This is a genomic window from Sulfitobacter geojensis (genome assembly GCF_000622325.1).
GTDB classification, from domain to species: Bacteria; Pseudomonadota; Alphaproteobacteria; order Rhodobacterales; family Rhodobacteraceae; genus Sulfitobacter; species Sulfitobacter geojensis.
Genome location: NZ_JASE01000005.1, coordinates 341,566 through 356,872, shown reverse-complemented (window position 1 = coordinate 356,872; position 15,307 = coordinate 341,566). Strand labels below are relative to the sequence as shown.

Here is a 15,307-nt window from a genome sequence, read left to right as displayed (position 1 = left end):
TGTATAGCACCCCCTCAGGGGCCGGAAAAGTCGCGCGCGTTGGCAAGGCTTGGAACCTTACGTCGTGCTGCCTCGCCTTTTTCCATATCAAGCGCGAAAGTGTAAACGCCGGAAACCGTTCCGGCATCGAGCAAAACCTCACCCCACGGATCAACGACCAGCGAGTGTCCGTAAGTATCACGGGTTTTATGAACAGCGCTGGCATGGGTGCCGGTTTGGGCCGGCGCAATCACAAAACACCCCGATTCGATCGCCCGCGCCCGCAACAACGCATGCCAGTGCGCGGCCCCCGTTACCGGTGAAAACGCAGCAGGCACTGTCAGGATTTGTGCGCCAGCTTTGGCCAACGCGCGATACAGGCGTGAAAACCGCACGTCGTAGCAAACGCTCATGCCGATTTTGGCAAAATCGGTCTGCGCCAACACCGCGCGGTCGCCCGGACGGTAGCCTTCGCTTTCACGCCATGTTTCGGTTTCGCTAATCTGAACGTCGAACATGTGGATCTTGTCGTATTTCGCCACAATGCCGCCGTCCGGTCCGATCATGAACGACCGGTTGGCAAACCGCTTGTCGGCATCGCCCGTTTTAAGACCCAGCGACCCGATCAACAGCCACACGCCCGCCGCTTTTGCTTCCGCGCGCAATGCAGCAAGGGTGATGTCATCTGCTTCGAATTGCAGCACCTCTTGCTGATGCGCGCGACTGGTCGATACGCAATTTGTCACTTCGGGCGTCAGAATAAACTGCGCCCCCTGCGCCACCGCCTTGCGAAACATATCCAGCGTAATGGCCAGATTTGCGACAGGATCATCGCTGACGTTAAGCTGGAGAATGGCGCACTGCATCACGCGGCCAGCAAGGCATCAAGTTTGCCTGCACGCTCCAGGGCATGCAGATCGTCAGAGCCGCCGACGTGGATATCGCCAATGAAAATCTGTGGCACCGTGCGCCCGCCATTGGCCCGTTGGACCATCTCTGGTTTACGCTCTGGCTGGGCCAGAACATCAACTTCGGAAAATTCGACACCTTTGGACGTCAGCAACCGCTTGGCCGCGTGACAAAAACCACAAAGGGGCGACGTATAGATTTCGACAGGTTTCATGAACCGGTTCCTTTCAACATTAAAACAGTGCGCCACCAGAAACACGGATCGCCCCGCAGCCTCAAATCAAAGATTTGCGAGCCGTGAGCGGTGCCTGAAACATCAAGCGTTCGGTGAAACACTTTGTTAAAAGGTCATTTAAGCATCTTTAGCCACGCGCGCTAGTGTCACGACGTTCACAGGCCCCGAACCCGCGTCAAGACAGGCCTGCGTGCAGGCAGCCAAAGTCGCGCCTGACGTCATTACGTCATCCACCAGCAACACGGGCCGCCCGATCAAACGGTGCCGCCGCAAGGGATGCACGCGAATGGCATTTTCGACCGCTGTGATCCTTTCGCTGCGGCCAAGGCCATCCAGTGTCTGCGTCCGCCTGACCCTTTGCAATAAATCCGGCGACCACGGCCGCTCGATTCTGTTTGACAGCGCTTTTGCCAGTAGCGCGGATTGGTTATACCGCCGCTTGATCATCCGCAGCCAATGCAATGGAACCGGTGCGATCAAGGTATTCTGCGTCACGACATCCGCCACAGCATTCGCCAGCCAAAGCCCCGCAGGGCGTGCAATTTCCTGTCTGTCCCCATGCTTCAACGCCAGCACCAACTTGCGCCCCGTGTCGCGATACAACATCGCGGCGCGCCCCTTGGACCAAGGCGGCGGGTTTTCCATACAGCTGTCACAGTGCAGAATGTCGCCCTCGTCCGCGCCCGGCAACGGGACGCCGCAGGAATCGCATATCGTACCCCCGATAAAGGCCGTGTCGCGCCAGCAGGCTCCGCAAAGCCCGAAATCGCCGTCGACAATTGAACCGCATGTCAGACAACGTGCAGGGTAAACTGCGTCTAACCCTGTTTGAAGTCCGCTCAACAACGACATATTGGTTTCCAATGACCCAACAAACTCTCATGACCGATGCGGGGGCGCTCGCATTGCATCGCCACCGTGCAACCGCAGACGCGATGTTCCTGCACCATGCCGCCGCTGACGAGGTGCAGGATCGTATGCTTTTGGTTAACAAGTCGTTTAACGCGCCGGCAATTGTGACCGGACACCGCGCGATTTGGGGTTCGTCTTTCCCGCAGGCCACCGTGACACCTGACAGTGAAACATTGGCGTTGGACGTAGGCGCGCATGATCTGGTGGTGCACGCCATGGCGTTGCATTGGGCCAATGATCCGGTCGGGCAGTTGATTCAATGCCGGCGCGCGCTGATGCCTGACGGTTTGTTCCTAAGTGTCGCGTTCGGCGGGCAGACCCTGCACGAACTGCGCGCCTGTCTGGGACAAGCCGAAGCAGACGTCACCGGCGGGATGTCCCCGCGCGTCGCGCCCATGGCCGACCTGCGCGATATGGGCGGGCTGCTGCAACGCGCGGGTTTTGCCCTGCCCGTCGCCGACAGCCAGACCCTGAATGTTGAATACAGCGACGCCTGGACCCTGATGCGCGATCTGCGCGCGATGGGCGAAACCAACGCACTGGCCTCGCGCCTGCGCCGCCCGACCCGCCGCGCCGTTCTCGAAACTGCCGCGCGGCTTTATCAGGATAACTTTGCCACCTCGACTGGCAGGATCACCGCCACCTTTGATCTGATCTTTCTGACCGGATGGGCCCCCGCCGACAGCCAGCCCAAACCGTTGCGACCGGGTTCTGCGCAACAGCGACTTGCCGACGCTTTAGGCACAGGTGAGACAAAGTTACCCAATTGACCGCAGCCAGAATGCCCCTATTTGAACGCAAGCAAGCCACCCAAGGACACGCCATGCAAACCGCACGCCCTGACCACGCCAGCAAAGATCACCCCAAAGTACCAAAGCAACGCGTGGGCGTACTGCTTGCCAATCTCGGAACGCCGGACAATTACGACTATTGGTCGATGCGCCGGTATCTGGGTGAATTCCTGTCCGACCGCCGCGTGATTGATTACAGCCCCTGGCTTTGGCAACCTTTGTTGCAACTGGTGATCCTGACAAAGCGGCCCTTTACCTCTGGTGCGGCGTATAAATCGATCTGGAACCACGAAGCAGGTGAAAGCCCGCTGCTGACCATCACAAAATCGCAAACCGCCAAAATCGCCGAAACCATGAAGGCGCGCTATGGGGATGACGTGATGGTCGATTACTGCATGCGCTATGGCAATCCGTCGACCAAATCCAAGGTGGCGGCGATGACTGCGGCGGGATGCAGCAAAATCCTGTTTTTCCCGCTTTACCCGCAATACGCCGGTGCCACATCCGCCACGGCCTGTGATGCATTTTTCGCGGCTTTGGGGCAGGAAAAATGGCAACCGATCGCGCGTGTGGTTGAACCCTATTTCGATCGGCCCGATTACATCGAGGCGCTCGCCACTTCGATCGAAACTGCCTATGCTGCGGCTGAAAAGCGCCCTGACATCCTGATCTGTTCTTACCACGGCGTGCCGATCCGCTATCTGACAGAGGGCGATCCGTATCATTGCCAGTGTCAGAAAACCACGCGCCTGTTGAAAGAACGCTTGGGGTGGAAAGACACTGAAATCATGACAACCTTCCAGTCGAAATTCGGCCCTGAGGAATGGTTACAGCCCTACACCGTTGAAGAGGTCGCGCGTCAGGCCGAAGCGGGCAACAAGAAGATCGCGGTCTGCGCGCCCGCATTTTCTGCGGATTGCATCGAAACCCTTGAAGAGATCAACGAAGAGATCAAAGAAAGCTTTGAGGAAGCGGGGGGCGAGCATTTTACCTATATTCCCTGCCTCAACGACGATGATCTGCACATCAAGGCGCTGTCGGCGACAATTGAAGAAAACCTGCAAGGATGGCTTGCCTAGGGTTGACCCCCGATGCCCCTTTGATAGCCTTTCATGAACCCCGTGAAAGGACATATCATGAGCTCTGCAAAACCACGCGTTGGTGCCATTGTCGAAGCTGCCAGTTTTCTGCATGTTGACGGCGGCACACGCCAGATTGGCCAAAACCGTGACCGGTGGAGCGTTCTGTTTGTGTACCGTGGCAAACACTGTCCCCGCTGCAAACGCTATCTGAACAAGCTTAACGCAGCCCTTGATCAATGGACTGCCAAGATGGACGTGATCGTCGTGTCCGCCGACACGCAGGAAAAGGCGTTGGCAGACCGCGCGGAATTCGGCTGGAATTTCGATCTCTGTTACGGAATGACCGAAGAACAGATGCGCGCCTTGGGGCTTTATGTGTCCGACCCGCTGTCAGAAACCGAAACCACCACACGGTTTGCCGAACCGGGCACCTTTGCGATGCGCCCGGATGGCAGTTTGATGCTCGTCGATATCTCTAACGGACCAGCCGCCCGCCCCGATCTTGAAGAGTTGTTGGACGGGATGATTTTCAACATCGATAACGACAGACCCATTCGCGGCACCGCCTGATTAATGGTGCCTATTCGGGCATGATTGCACCGCGATGCTGAACAACCTTGGCGGCCAGTTGATGGCCGGCCATTAGCGCATCCGCCTGTGATTTACCGGACAAGCGCGCGCCAAGATAACCGCCGTTAAAGCTGTCACCGGCGGCGGTTGTATCAATGACCCGTTCGGCAGGCGGATAGGCTTGGGTGACTTGCGATCCCAACGACATCGGCCCGTTTTCGCCGCGCTTTAACGCCCCTTGTCCACGATGCCTCGCAAAACGTGTTTCAACCTGCGCCGCAGTTTCCCCGAAAAGGGCCATTTCGTCGTCAATCGACGGCAACGCCACGTCGGCACGATCCCACATCGCCTTGGTGATTTGTTGTGCCTGTGCCTCATTTTCCCACAAGCGGGGGCGATAATTGCTGTCATAGATGACTTTGACTTGAGCGGTTTCAAGCCATGCAACCAATGCCGTCCTGACAGGATGTGGCAGGATCGCCATCGAAATCCCTGACAAATAGACTGCATCGAACCCCGCAAGTATGCTGAAATCCAGATCCGCAAACAACTGCCGTGCGGCCGATGCGTTGCGCCAATAGGTAAAGCTGCGCTCGCCATCTTCTGTGGTGGTGATGGCATATAGACCGGGCGATGACCCGGCAATCCGGTGGATCGTATCTGTGCCGACCCCTTGGGACGCAATGAAATCCGAAATCCGTTGCGAAAACGGATCGTCGCCAAGGCATGTCACAAATTCAACCTGCAATGCAGGGGCTTCACGGTGCAAATAGATCGCGGTGTTTAATGTGTCCCCCGCGACACCCAATTGCGCGTCCTCTCCTGCCATCGACAGTTCGATCATCGCCTCACCAATGCACGCTATCCGCATTATGTTTGCTCTCTTTTCCAAATAATAAGCCCCGCCAACATGATCACGAACGCCCCGATGAGGGTCCAGAAATCCGGTACAGTGCCAAACAACAGATAACCCCAGATCGCAACATAGATTAGGAACGAATAGGTGAATGGCATCAGCTGGTTGGCACTGCCGAACCTGTGCGCATTCGTCAAAAACTGGTGCCCAGCCCACCCCATGACGCCAAGACCCAGCAGTACAGTCATCGCCCATCCCGATGCTGGCGCAACCCAAGCCCAGATCGCGAACGGTGCCATAATCGATGTGCCCACAAGACCAAGGTAGAATTGCATCGTATCCACAGCGACGATCCCCGACAGCTTGCGCGTCATGATCGAATAGAACGCCAGCGCCGTCGCATTATAGATGATCAGCAGCATCGCGGGATGAAAGGCCGTGCCAAAGGGGCGCACCACAATCAGCACACCGATAAACCCTAACAGAATGGCACCCCAGCGCCACGGGCCAACCTTTTCCCCCAGTACCGAAATGGACAGGAAGCAGACGATCACCGGACTGGAAAACATGATCGCCGAGGCGACAGTCAGCGGCAGAAAATGCAGCGCATAAAAGTTCGACAATGTCGCCGTGACCAGCAATACAGCGCGGCTTACGACTTGCCACAGATGGTCCGTTTTGAACCGGTCCACCGACCATCCGCCCTTGGCAACCACCCCGATCGAAATCACGAAGTGCCCTGCATAGCGCATGAATGCCAATTGGAACGCAGGAATACCCGCCACCGCCAACCATTTTGCACCGGTATCAACCAGCGAAAACAGCAGCCACGCCGCCAGCATCAAAACGATGCCGAGGCGCGGTAAATCGATGTTGGACTGGGCGGCGACGGCCATGATCTAGCCTTTGAACCGCTTGGCAAAGAAATCAACCATCTGGCTGACCATCTCATCACCTTGCCCGCTGTCACGCGCTTCGTTTAGGGCGGTAAGCGGTCCTTTGGACATGATTGAATCCACGCCGGCATCCTCTGCCATGCGGGCATAATACCCGACATCTTTGGCTGCGTTCTTGATCGCGAAAGCCAGCATGGTGGGGTCTTTTTCCACGCCGTAGGCTTTGACGAAATCCATCATGCCGGAATGCAACGGGCCAGCGGCCATAACATCATACAATTGCGCGCGATCCACACCTGCAACATCTGCCATTGCAAAGGCTTCGGCCATCGCATTGGCAACCGTCATGCCAAAGAAGTTGTTGATAAGCTTGATCGTATGGCCCGAACCAACCGGCCCAAGGTGAAAAACGTTTTCGCCAAGGTCTTTGAGAACAGGTTCAACCGCATCAAACGCCGCTTTGTCGCCGGACGCCATGATGTTGAGCAGCCCGTCCTTTGCATGCGCCGGCGTGCGCCCCAGCGGAGCGTCAAGGAAACTTCCACCAGCAGCTTGGACCTCATCGGCCAAACTACGCGAGCTGCCCGGCAGCGAGGTACCGAAATCAACAACTGTCGCGCCCTTACGCAGGCCAGCAATCACGCCGTCCGCCCCACGCATGCGCGATTCAACATGATCCGAGGTGCCCATGCAAAGCATCACGATGTCGCTCGCTTGCGCCACCTCTTTGGCGCTTGCAGCTTCCACTGCACCGCGTGAAACGGCGGCGTCCAGATACGTCCGGTCGCGATTACCCAGCACTGTCACGTTGTAGCCCAAGTCTTGCAAACGGCCGACCATCGCGCCGCCCATCAGGCCAAGGCCGATAAATCCGATTGTTGGTTTACTCATGTTATGTCCTTTCAAAGTCCCATTTGGTTCAGCACGTTTCATGCCGATCTGATGTTTTTTGGTTCCGACCAGCTATTGGTCCCGAGTTGTTCTTCGATCCGCGCAGCAACGTCCAAAGTGCGGGCAGCATCAGCGACATCAATCAAGGGCAGCGCGCCCTCCATCACCTCAAGGAAATGATCAAGCTGGGCGTCCAGCGGTGGTTTGACATTTTGCGCAGGCGTTACGCGGCTTTGCTGTGCCGCACGCCCCCATTCCGTGCCAAGCCACAGTGTCATCGATGGAAAGCTGACCGCCCCTTCGGTGCCGGTGATCCACAACATATCCTGCCCGGTCTCGCCGATGTTCGGGTTCTCCCCTGTCGCCGCCTCGAACCCCCAAGGGGACGCAGCGGTATCAGCGAAACTGATCGTTCCGGTCGCACCATTTTCGAATGCAAGCGCAACTGCCCCACTTTCAATCCGACCCCCGTCGCGCCGGTTTACCCCCCGCAAGGCCACAGTTTCGGAGATTTCACCGACACAGAACCGCAGCAAATCAATGTCATGAACAAGGTTGATCATCACAGGGCTACCGTCGAAGGTGCGCCAGTTATCCGCAAAATATGCATCAGGCTTGCACATGGCCCAGATCAGCGTTGTATTGACGACCTGCCCGATCACCCCGTCAGCGATCAGTGATTTCAGTTGTCGAACGCAGGCATGATAGCGCCGGTGATGCCCGACGAGCGATTTCACCTGTGACCGCGCCAGCGCATCCTCAAGGATTTGTGCGTCTTGCGCGGTCCCTGCAACGGGTTTCTCGATCAACATATGCCACCCTCTTGCGGCGGCTTCGCAGCCGTGAGCGGCGTGCAAATCTGTTGGCGTCGCAATAATGACGCCGTCAACAGACGCTGTAACCTCCGCCATCGTGGCAAACCGCGCGGTATCCGTGGTTATTGACGGGTCGGGATCGACAAGCCCGACCAGCGTACAGCCGTCATGCGCTTGCACTGCCTGCACATGGCGCATGCCGATCAGCCCGCCACCGACGACCAGAATGCGTTTCACATGACCGCTCCGATTTGCCATGGGACGAATTCGTAATCGCCCAAACCCTGCGCTTCGGATTTTGTCACCTCACCCGATGCCACACGCAGGAACATCTCGTAAATCTCGCGGCCCTTTTCCTCAACTCTGACGCCTTTCGACAGGATCTCCCCCGCGTCGATGTCCATGTCTTCGGACATGCGTTTCGCCATTTCCGAGTTTGTCGCGACCTTGACCGTTGGCGCGGGTTTGGAGCCGAAAGCCGACCCGCGGCCAGTTGTGAAACACACAAGGTTGCACCCGCCCGCGATCTGGCCCGTCACAGAAGCAGGGTCATATCCCGGAGAATCCATAAAGGTAAATCCGCGCGTGGTGACCGGTTCTGCGTATTTGAAAACACCGGTCAGCGGGCTTGTGCCCCCCTTGGCCGCAGCGCCCAATGATTTCTCAAGGATCGTGGTCAAACCGCCCTGCTTGTTGCCAGGGGACGGGTTGTTGTCCATCGACCCCCTGTTGCGCGCGGTGTAATCCTCCCACCACTTGATCAACCCGATCAGTTTGTCGCCTGTGGCCTGATCCACCGCACGGCGCGTCAACAAATGCTCGGCTCCGTAAATCTCCGGCGTTTCGGCCAGCACGCCGGTCGCGCCCTGAGCCGTCAACAGGTCACACGCATAGCCCAGCGCGGGATTTGCCGTAACACCGGACCATGCATCCGATCCCCCACATTGCAAGGCCACCATCAATTCAGACGCGGGGCATGCGGTGCGGGTCGCTTTGTTGGCGATTGGCAGCATGGCTTTGATCTTGTCGATGCCCATGTCGACGGTTCGGCGCAGTCCCGCAACATTCTGGATGTTCATCGTTTGGAACGTCGGCCCTTGTTCAAGGCCGTAAGCCTCAAGCAGCCAATCAATCTGGTTCATTTCGCATCCCAGACCCACCATCAGAACGCCGGCGTGGTTGGGATGTTTGGCATAGCCCCACATCACGCGTTGCAGCGCTTCGAAACCGTCACCATCGCCCGCCATGCCACAGCCCGTGCCATGCACAAAGGCGGCCACACCATCAACATTGGGATATTCTGCCAGAACCTCAGGGGTAAAGTGGTCCGCAATCATCCGTGCGGCAGTGGCGGAACAATTCACCGAGGTAACAATCGCAATGTAATTGCGGGTGCCCACGCGCCCGTTTTCGCGACGATACCCCATAAAGGTATCTCGACTGGTTGCCGGCGCAACGGGTCGCAAATCCGTCGAGAATTCATAGGCCATATCGGTATTTCGAAAGGCCACGTTATGGGTATGCACATGATCGCCTGCTGCAATATCCACAGAAGCATAGCCGATCAACTGTGCGTATTTGCGCACGGGATCACCTGCAGACATCGCCACAGTCGCGACTTTGTGACCCGACGGGATCAAAGCAGTTGTTGTGACATCTTCAATCGCAACCCCAACCTCTAGGGCGCGGGTTGCGGTGACGACGGTATCGGCACGATCCAAACGTATATAATCCATGGTCTAACGCTTTCTCGCGCCCGATCGGGTCACAGCAAAAGTGAAATGATGTTGGGCCAGATCAACAGCACCGAAAGCGCCAGTATCTGGATACCGATAAAGGGCAGGAAGCCGCGAAAGATATCTGTCAGGCTGATATGGGGCGGTGCCACGGATTTCAGGTAAAATGCGGCAGGGCCAAAGGGGGGCGACAGAAAGCTGACCTGCATGTTCATACAGAACACCACACCAAACCAGATCGCGACATGTTGAGGCTCCAGCTGGCCGATGAAACCGATTTCCTCAATGGGCAGGCGCAAGACGATAGGCAGGAAGACGGGAATGATCAGCAGCACAATGCCGACCCAATCCATGAAGGCCCCCATAAACAAAAGGATCAGCATCATGGTCAGGATCACACCCATAGTTGGCAGGTCCTTCCCGACGATCAGATCCGCCACATACTGCGGACCGCCCGCAATGGTATAGGCCCCCGCAAGGGACGCCGCACCGATGGTGACCCAGATGATCGTGCCGGTTGAGCGCAGCGTGCGCATCAGGCTTTCCCAGACCAGCGCAAACGACCCTTCCCCGCGCAAGATCGCGATGATCAGCACCGCGGCGGCCCCCATGCCGGCAGCTTCCGTGATGCCGGTGATGCCGCCATAGATGGATCCCATCACGACACCAATCACGACCATGGGCGCGACCAGTCCTTTGCCCATATCCCAACCGGTTTTTGCGCGCTCCTTGCCAAAAACAAAGTAGATCAACAGCAACGCCACAATCGTAATGCCGGCAAGCCACGGCATATGTGCCGCTGTGCCAAGGCGCGCAGGATCACCGTCACTGGCCGCGTTAGAACCCGACAGCTCAAAGAATGTGGCGCGCAAAAACAGGAATGTCGAAAAACCGGCAACCACGATGGACATGAATGCCATGAACAACAAACGTTTCTCTGCGCGGGGCGGATCGTTTGGGTCCTCTTCTGGCAGCGGCGCGTCTTCGGGATGAAGCTGTGTGCGCACGATAATGTAGGTAATGATCATCGAGGCGAGCATAAAACCGGGGATGAAAGACGCGGTGAACAGCGCCTTGATAGAGGTTTCGGTGATCAAACCGTAGATGATAAGGACAATGGATGGCGGGATCATCGTGCCCAGCGAACCGGATGCGCAGATCACACCAATCGCGAGGTTTTGACTATATCCAAGGCGCAGCATCTGCGGCAGCGCGATCAAGCCCAGCAAGACAACTTCGCCGCCGATGATCCCCGACATCGCAGCCATAATCACCGCCATGATCGACGTCACGATCGCGATGCCCCCACGGGTACGCGACAGCCAGACGTTCAACGATGAATACATGTCCTTTGCAATGCCGGACCGTTCCAGCAGGGACGCCATAAAGATGAACAGCGGTACCGATATAAGGACATAATCCGTTAAAAGCCCGTATATCTTTTGCGCAAGAATATAGAGCGGTCCGGTCCCCGGCCTGCCTGTCAGAATACCATCACCAAAGGAAAACGGGTTTGTCAGCAACGCCGGTTCAAACTTCATCACCAGCACAAGAACGGCCAAAGAGGCCGAGGCCAGACCAAGTGGCATCCCGATGGCAAGGAGCACAATAAGCGCCAGCATCAGGATAAGCGAGATTGTTCCAATATCCATCAGTCTTGCCCCACTGCGCGTTTCAGCGCGTCAATTTCATCTTGATCCGGTTCATCCGTGTGGATTTCCGGCATTTTGTTCCAGTCTTGAAAAAGGTTCAGCACCGCTTGCAGAGCGACCAACGTAATCACGATCAACACCATCGGCTGCAGGGTCGCAGGGATCGGCGGGTTAAAGGCCGAGCCGTAAAGTTCCCATTTGTAGAGCTTGTTCACGAAAACCTGCTTGTAGCTGCCGTAAACCAGAAAGAAGGCAAAGAGCACGATCAGGAGGGTCGAGAAGCTGTCAAACACCCGTTGCAACCAGCGCGGCACCATATCGTAGAGCAGGAAAATGCGGATATGGCTGCGCTGCTGCATGGCGTAGAATCCCGACAGCAGAAAGGTGAAGCTGGCAAACCAAAGAGTCATTTCATTGGCCCACTCGGTGGGCTTTTCCATGATATACCGCATGAAAACTTCGTAGAGCATCACGACAGTCATGACCGCGATCATCATCATCGTGACCCGCCCGATAAACAGCGCAGCGCGGTCAATTGTACTGGCCCCCAAAAACTCCATCCCCGCAGGCCGCACGCCCCGCGCCCCGATAACCGCAATGATCGGGGTCAGGATCAGGGCCAGCATGTCGATAATGTCGATGTGACCGCCAAAGATTCCAGCCAGATTGGGCGTTACATCTGCCCGCAGATAGATCGCTTCGACCTGCCCGCGCATCGAGTCTGACGTATAGGGAAGCCAGTCCAGCAGGAACGCCGGTAAATGCCAGATCAACCACGAGGTCGTGGCGACAAAGGCCAGCGGAACCAGCCATTCGGTAATTTCACCCGTGCTTCTTTGCATCCCCGTCATCCCCTGCCCTAAGCGTCAATTTCGTAGTGTTTGATAAAATCCATGTCAGGCGTCACGCCGATCCCCGACCCTGTCGGGATGCGCACCCGCCCTTTGTTGGCTTTGACTTGCCCCTGCATATCCAAGGGTTCGGCCAGCAATTCATCGCGGAATTTGTTGTCCGTTGTGTCGAACTCCAGCATCGGTTCCCACGGGTGCATTCCCCCTGGCAAGGGCGGCATGGCGGCAAGCAATTGCAAATTGGTCGCTACAGCAATGGCGCTGCCCCAAACGTGGTTGATCACAGGTGTGAAATGCGCGTGACACAGCGCAAGCACGCGTAAATACTCGCTGATCCCGCCCAGCGCGCAAACTTCCGGTTGAGCGATATCCAGCCCGCGGTTTTCCAGAATATTACGCCAACCCCAACGGTTGAACTCCGCTTCACCGCCCGAGATGTTGACGCGCAAACCGGCCCGCAATTCACGGTAACCGTCAAGATCTTCGGGGGCGATAGGTTCTTCGAACCAATAGGCGTCAAGCTCGTCCAAGGCGCGGCCCACATAGAACGCGTCGGACGTCGTGTAGCAATGGTTGGCATCAACCATGAACTTATACGCATCCCCAACGCCGCGCCGGACCGCTTCGCAAAGTTTCACATCGGGTTTGGGCCCGAAACCGACTTTCATCTTGGTCGCGGCAAACCCCATATCCTTGATCGCCGCAGCCTCATCTTCGAACCTTGCCGCCAGTTCCGCGACCGGTTCATCACGCAGCATCATGCCATAACCATAGCAGGGCACATCATCGCGATGGGCCCCCCCGATGAGTTTGTGCAAGGGCAGGTTTGCGACCTTGCCTGCGATATCCCACAGCGCAATATCGACACCCGACAACGCCTGCATCGGCATGCCTTTTTGCCCGTGATCTCGCAGAAGGTTATAAACCTTGTGCCAAATCACGTCCCGATCCATCGGATCCATCCCCAGCACCATCGGCTGGATCACTTTTTCCACGATCCCCTTGTTGGCAATCGCGACATTGCCCGGCCCGAAACATTCGCCCCAGCCGGTGACACCCTCATCCGTTTGCACCTCGACCAGATGCGCGGAGCGTTTGGCATAATATTGCTGCGAATAGCCCAAGACCTCGGGCATGTCGTAGGACAACACATGGCTGATGATACGCGTGATTTTCATGGGATTCCGAAGGTCAGAGGGTAAAACGGCAAGGCTATGTGAACAGCCTTGCCGCATAGGTTAATCAGCGATGTGCCAATTACTTCATCGCGCCCATGTCCTTGAGGAACGCAATGTGGCTTTCCAAAAGCGCTTTGGCTTCGGGTGTCGTGGCGAACTCGGTCCAGCCAACCTGCACCGCATCGCGGTAAGACTGCAGATCCTCAGGTGTCCATTCATACAGGTTCACACCCTTGGCGGTCAGGTCTTTGGCGGTCTGGGCGTTCTGCACTTCGTTGATCGTCGCATTGTGCAACGCAAGGCTATCCATCGCGACTGTCATAATGCGCTTGTGCCCGTCTGGCATCGCATCCCAAACGTCCTTGCGGCAGGCAAGGTGGTCCGCTGGCATTGAGTGGAAACCGGGGTAGTTGGTATGCGTCGCGATGTCATAAAGACCAAGACCCACGTTATTGGTGAGGTTCGCCGCATCGGCACCGTCAATGATACCCGTTTCGAGTGCCGTAAAGATTTCGTTGAAATCCATCACGATCGGCGAGGCACCCATCGCTGCGAAAACCTTGGTCGCAAGGCCGGGGGGCGAGCGGAATTTCCAGTCCTTGAAGTCCTCGGCATTGCGGATCGGTGATGTTGAGGCCAGTGATTCAGGGCCAGGGATCCACCAACCGATGAATTCCATGTCATACCCGTTATAAAGCTGGTTCAGCGCCGCACGACCGTCGCCATGCAGCAACCACGCCATTTGCTGGTAAGGGTTCTGGTAGCCACCCATCAAGTCACCGGCAAACTGGAACGCAGGGTTCTTACCGGTCTGATAGGCACCGCCCGTCATGTCGCAATCAAGGATACCTGTTGCAGCGGCGTCGAATGTTTCAACCGACTTAACCACGGATGAGGAATAAAACATCTCGATGGCGATTTCACCGTTGGACATGGTTTGCACGTCGTCGATGTACTTTGCGGCCATTTTGCCCGACAGCGTCTCGGGCGAGAAATGTGTCTGAATGCGCAGTTTGGTTGTTGCATGGCCGTCTGCCATTGCCGTAACGGCAACCATTGCCGCGGCGACGGCCGCTGTGGCCGCTGTCTTCAAAAGTTTCATGTTGTCCTCCCAGACATTGAGCGTGTGGTTTCGGAGGTCTGCATGCCCCCGCTCGAATAACGCTGCCCGATGCTAGGCCGAAGAATCGGTTCCAACAAGAAAAAAATGAAATTACTCATAATTTCGAGATTTTACTATATTATCGAAATAATCTGCAGTACCGTCGTACGCACCAACACAAGGCCCTTTCCCTATGCTGCCAGATGCCGACATCTATCTTTCACTGAAACAGCGGCTTACCTCGAACGGATTTGCCCACGGATCGAAACTGCGCGCAGAGGCGTTGCGGCGCGAATTCGACTGTTCTGCAAGCACGGTGCGCGAAGTTCTGTTTCGGCTGTCCACCGTCGGTTTGGTCGATTTCAAAGAACAGCGCGGCTTTCGCGTACCCGAAAGGTCACCGGAAAAGCTGATCGAGCTGACCCATATGCGAGTCCTGCTGGAAGGCGAAGGCACCGTTTTGTCGATCCGCAACGGCGGTGTCGCATGGGAAGCACGCCTGACCGCAGCGCATCATCAGCTCAGTCATATCGAAAAGCGAATTCATGGTACGGATGATCCGACCGACCTGGTCGAGATCTGGTTCAGCTCGGAAAGAGAATTCCACCAAACGCTGATTTCTGCCTGCGGTTCAGAAACGCTCAAGCAGATGCACGGGCGGATCTATGCGCAGTTTCGTCAGCAATTGATGGTCTCGGACCGGCGGTTCAATTTCATTTCAGAGAATATTGAGCACCACGCCGAAATCCTTGACGCTGCCCTTTCCGGCGACGAAGCCTTGACCCGCAAAAAGATTCACGACCACCTTGCCCGCCACCTGACCGGCACCACCCTTGGCGATTGACGGTGCGC

At 56.7% G+C, this 15,307-nt stretch carries 16 protein-coding genes; 4 read left to right on the top strand and 12 right to left on the bottom strand.

What is annotated here, in order from left to right:
* Positions 1–14 precede the first annotated feature (14 nt).
* The 3 genes from Z947_RS0103770 to Z947_RS0103760 all read right to left on the bottom strand — a co-directional run bounded on the left by Z947_RS0103770 (position 15) and on the right by Z947_RS0103760 (position 1,975).
* Entirely contained in the window at positions 15–845 is an 831-nt protein-coding gene (locus tag Z947_RS0103770; RefSeq protein ID WP_025042982.1) for a carbon-nitrogen hydrolase family protein, read from the bottom strand.
* Complete coding sequence (gene grxC / locus Z947_RS0103765; RefSeq protein ID WP_025042981.1) at positions 845–1,102, bottom strand: glutaredoxin 3; 258 nt, start codon at positions 1,100–1,102, stop codon at positions 845–847. The genes Z947_RS0103770 and grxC overlap by 1 nt, the downstream gene beginning before the upstream one ends.
* A 138-nt stretch (positions 1,103–1,240) precedes the next feature.
* Positions 1,241–1,975: a ComF family protein gene (locus Z947_RS0103760; RefSeq protein WP_025042980.1), complete on the bottom strand. Its 735-nt coding sequence runs from the start codon at positions 1,973–1,975 to the stop codon at positions 1,241–1,243.
* A gap of 11 nt (positions 1,976–1,986) precedes the next feature.
* On the opposite strand from Z947_RS0103760, the gene Z947_RS0103755 reads away from it, so the two are divergent.
* Genes Z947_RS0103755 through Z947_RS0103745 form a run of 3 tightly spaced genes read left to right on the top strand, consistent with a single transcriptional unit; the run spans position 1,987 to position 4,478 of the window.
* Complete coding sequence (locus tag Z947_RS0103755; RefSeq protein WP_025042979.1) at positions 1,987–2,805, top strand: methyltransferase domain-containing protein; 819 nt, start codon at positions 1,987–1,989, stop codon at positions 2,803–2,805.
* Between the two features lie 53 nt (positions 2,806–2,858).
* Positions 2,859–3,905 (top strand): ferrochelatase, encoded by a 1,047-nt coding sequence (gene hemH / locus Z947_RS0103750; RefSeq protein ID WP_025042978.1) that lies wholly within the window; start codon positions 2,859–2,861, stop codon positions 3,903–3,905.
* A gap of 57 nt (positions 3,906–3,962) precedes the next feature.
* Positions 3,963–4,478, top strand: a complete 516-nt coding sequence (locus Z947_RS0103745; protein ID WP_025042977.1) for a redoxin domain-containing protein — start codon at positions 3,963–3,965, stop codon at positions 4,476–4,478.
* 10 nt (positions 4,479–4,488) lie between these two features.
* Here the strand turns inward: Z947_RS0103745 and Z947_RS0103740 are convergent, their stop codons facing one another.
* From Z947_RS0103740 to Z947_RS0103700, 9 genes are all read right to left on the bottom strand, one after another.
* Positions 4,489–5,349, bottom strand: a complete 861-nt coding sequence (locus Z947_RS0103740; RefSeq protein ID WP_211100840.1) for a sugar kinase — start codon at positions 5,347–5,349, stop codon at positions 4,489–4,491.
* The gene (locus tag Z947_RS0103735; RefSeq protein ID WP_025042975.1) at positions 5,349–6,230 is read right to left on the bottom strand and encodes a DMT family transporter; all 882 of its coding nucleotides are present in this window, start codon (positions 6,228–6,230) and stop codon (positions 5,349–5,351) included. The genes Z947_RS0103740 and Z947_RS0103735 overlap by 1 nt, the downstream gene beginning before the upstream one ends.
* A 3-nt stretch (positions 6,231–6,233) precedes the next feature.
* The gene (locus tag Z947_RS0103730) at positions 6,234–7,163 is read right to left on the bottom strand and encodes an NAD(P)-dependent oxidoreductase (protein WP_081781112.1); all 930 of its coding nucleotides are present in this window, start codon (positions 7,161–7,163) and stop codon (positions 6,234–6,236) included.
* On the bottom strand, positions 7,160–8,173 hold the full coding sequence (locus Z947_RS0103725) for a Gfo/Idh/MocA family protein (RefSeq protein ID WP_025042973.1): 1,014 nt from the start codon (positions 8,171–8,173) through the stop codon (positions 7,160–7,162). The genes Z947_RS0103730 and Z947_RS0103725 overlap by 4 nt, the downstream gene beginning before the upstream one ends.
* Positions 8,170–9,672: a UxaA family hydrolase gene (locus Z947_RS0103720; protein WP_025042972.1), complete on the bottom strand. Its 1,503-nt coding sequence runs from the start codon at positions 9,670–9,672 to the stop codon at positions 8,170–8,172. The genes Z947_RS0103725 and Z947_RS0103720 overlap by 4 nt, the downstream gene beginning before the upstream one ends.
* Positions 9,673–9,701: 29 nt before the next feature.
* Positions 9,702–11,324, bottom strand: a complete 1,623-nt coding sequence (locus tag Z947_RS0103715; protein ID WP_025042971.1) for a TRAP transporter large permease — start codon at positions 11,322–11,324, stop codon at positions 9,702–9,704.
* Positions 11,324–12,166 carry a TRAP transporter small permease subunit gene (locus Z947_RS0103710; RefSeq protein WP_025042970.1) on the bottom strand — a complete coding sequence of 281 codons (843 nt, stop codon included), beginning with the start codon at positions 12,164–12,166 and terminating at the stop codon, positions 11,324–11,326. Before Z947_RS0103710 ends, Z947_RS0103715 begins: the two co-directional genes overlap by 1 nt.
* A 17-nt stretch (positions 12,167–12,183) precedes the next feature.
* On the bottom strand, positions 12,184–13,353 hold the full coding sequence (locus Z947_RS0103705; protein ID WP_025042969.1) for a mandelate racemase/muconate lactonizing enzyme family protein: 1,170 nt from the start codon (positions 13,351–13,353) through the stop codon (positions 12,184–12,186).
* A 79-nt stretch (positions 13,354–13,432) separates the two neighbouring features.
* Entirely contained in the window at positions 13,433–14,455 is a 1,023-nt protein-coding gene (locus tag Z947_RS0103700; protein WP_025042968.1) for a TRAP transporter substrate-binding protein, read from the bottom strand.
* 193 nt (positions 14,456–14,648) lie between these two features.
* Here Z947_RS0103700 and Z947_RS0103695 point away from each other — a divergent pair, with 193 nt between their 5' ends.
* Positions 14,649–15,299, top strand: coding sequence for a GntR family transcriptional regulator (locus Z947_RS0103695; RefSeq protein WP_240477507.1), 651 nt, complete (start codon positions 14,649–14,651; stop codon positions 15,297–15,299).
* The last annotated feature ends 8 nt before the right edge of the window (positions 15,300–15,307 follow it).

What these genes read in the sequence shown, in the direction of transcription:
- Z947_RS0103770 (WP_025042982.1), bottom strand. Translation starts at nt 845, where the DNA reads ATGCAGTGCGCCATTCTCCAGCTTAACGTCAGCGATGATCCTGTCGCA.
- grxC (WP_025042981.1), bottom strand. Translation starts at nt 1,102, where the DNA reads ATGAAACCTGTCGAAATCTATACGTCGCCCCTTTGTGGTTTTTGTCAC.
- Z947_RS0103760 (WP_025042980.1), bottom strand. Translation starts at nt 1,975, where the DNA reads ATGTCGTTGTTGAGCGGACTTCAAACAGGGTTAGACGCAGTTTACCCT.
- Z947_RS0103755 (WP_025042979.1), top strand. Translation starts at nt 1,987, where the DNA reads ATGACCCAACAAACTCTCATGACCGATGCGGGGGCGCTCGCATTGCAT.
- hemH (WP_025042978.1), top strand. Translation starts at nt 2,859, where the DNA reads ATGCAAACCGCACGCCCTGACCACGCCAGCAAAGATCACCCCAAAGTA.
- Z947_RS0103745 (WP_025042977.1), top strand. Translation starts at nt 3,963, where the DNA reads ATGAGCTCTGCAAAACCACGCGTTGGTGCCATTGTCGAAGCTGCCAGT.
- Z947_RS0103740 (WP_211100840.1), bottom strand. Translation starts at nt 5,349, where the DNA reads ATGCGGATAGCGTGCATTGGTGAGGCGATGATCGAACTGTCGATGGCA.
- Z947_RS0103735 (WP_025042975.1), bottom strand. Translation starts at nt 6,230, where the DNA reads ATGGCCGTCGCCGCCCAGTCCAACATCGATTTACCGCGCCTCGGCATC.
- Z947_RS0103730 (WP_081781112.1), bottom strand. Translation starts at nt 7,163, where the DNA reads ATGAAACGTGCTGAACCAAATGGGACTTTGAAAGGACATAACATGAGT.
- Z947_RS0103720 (WP_025042972.1), bottom strand. Translation starts at nt 9,672, where the DNA reads ATGGATTATATACGTTTGGATCGTGCCGATACCGTCGTCACCGCAACC.
- Z947_RS0103715 (WP_025042971.1), bottom strand. Translation starts at nt 11,324, where the DNA reads ATGGATATTGGAACAATCTCGCTTATCCTGATGCTGGCGCTTATTGTG.
- Z947_RS0103710 (WP_025042970.1), bottom strand. Translation starts at nt 12,166, where the DNA reads ATGCAAAGAAGCACGGGTGAAATTACCGAATGGCTGGTTCCGCTGGCC.
- Z947_RS0103705 (WP_025042969.1), bottom strand. Translation starts at nt 13,353, where the DNA reads ATGAAAATCACGCGTATCATCAGCCATGTGTTGTCCTACGACATGCCC.
- Z947_RS0103700 (WP_025042968.1), bottom strand. Translation starts at nt 14,455, where the DNA reads ATGAAACTTTTGAAGACAGCGGCCACAGCGGCCGTCGCCGCGGCAATG.
- Z947_RS0103695 (WP_240477507.1), top strand. Translation starts at nt 14,649, where the DNA reads ATGCTGCCAGATGCCGACATCTATCTTTCACTGAAACAGCGGCTTACC.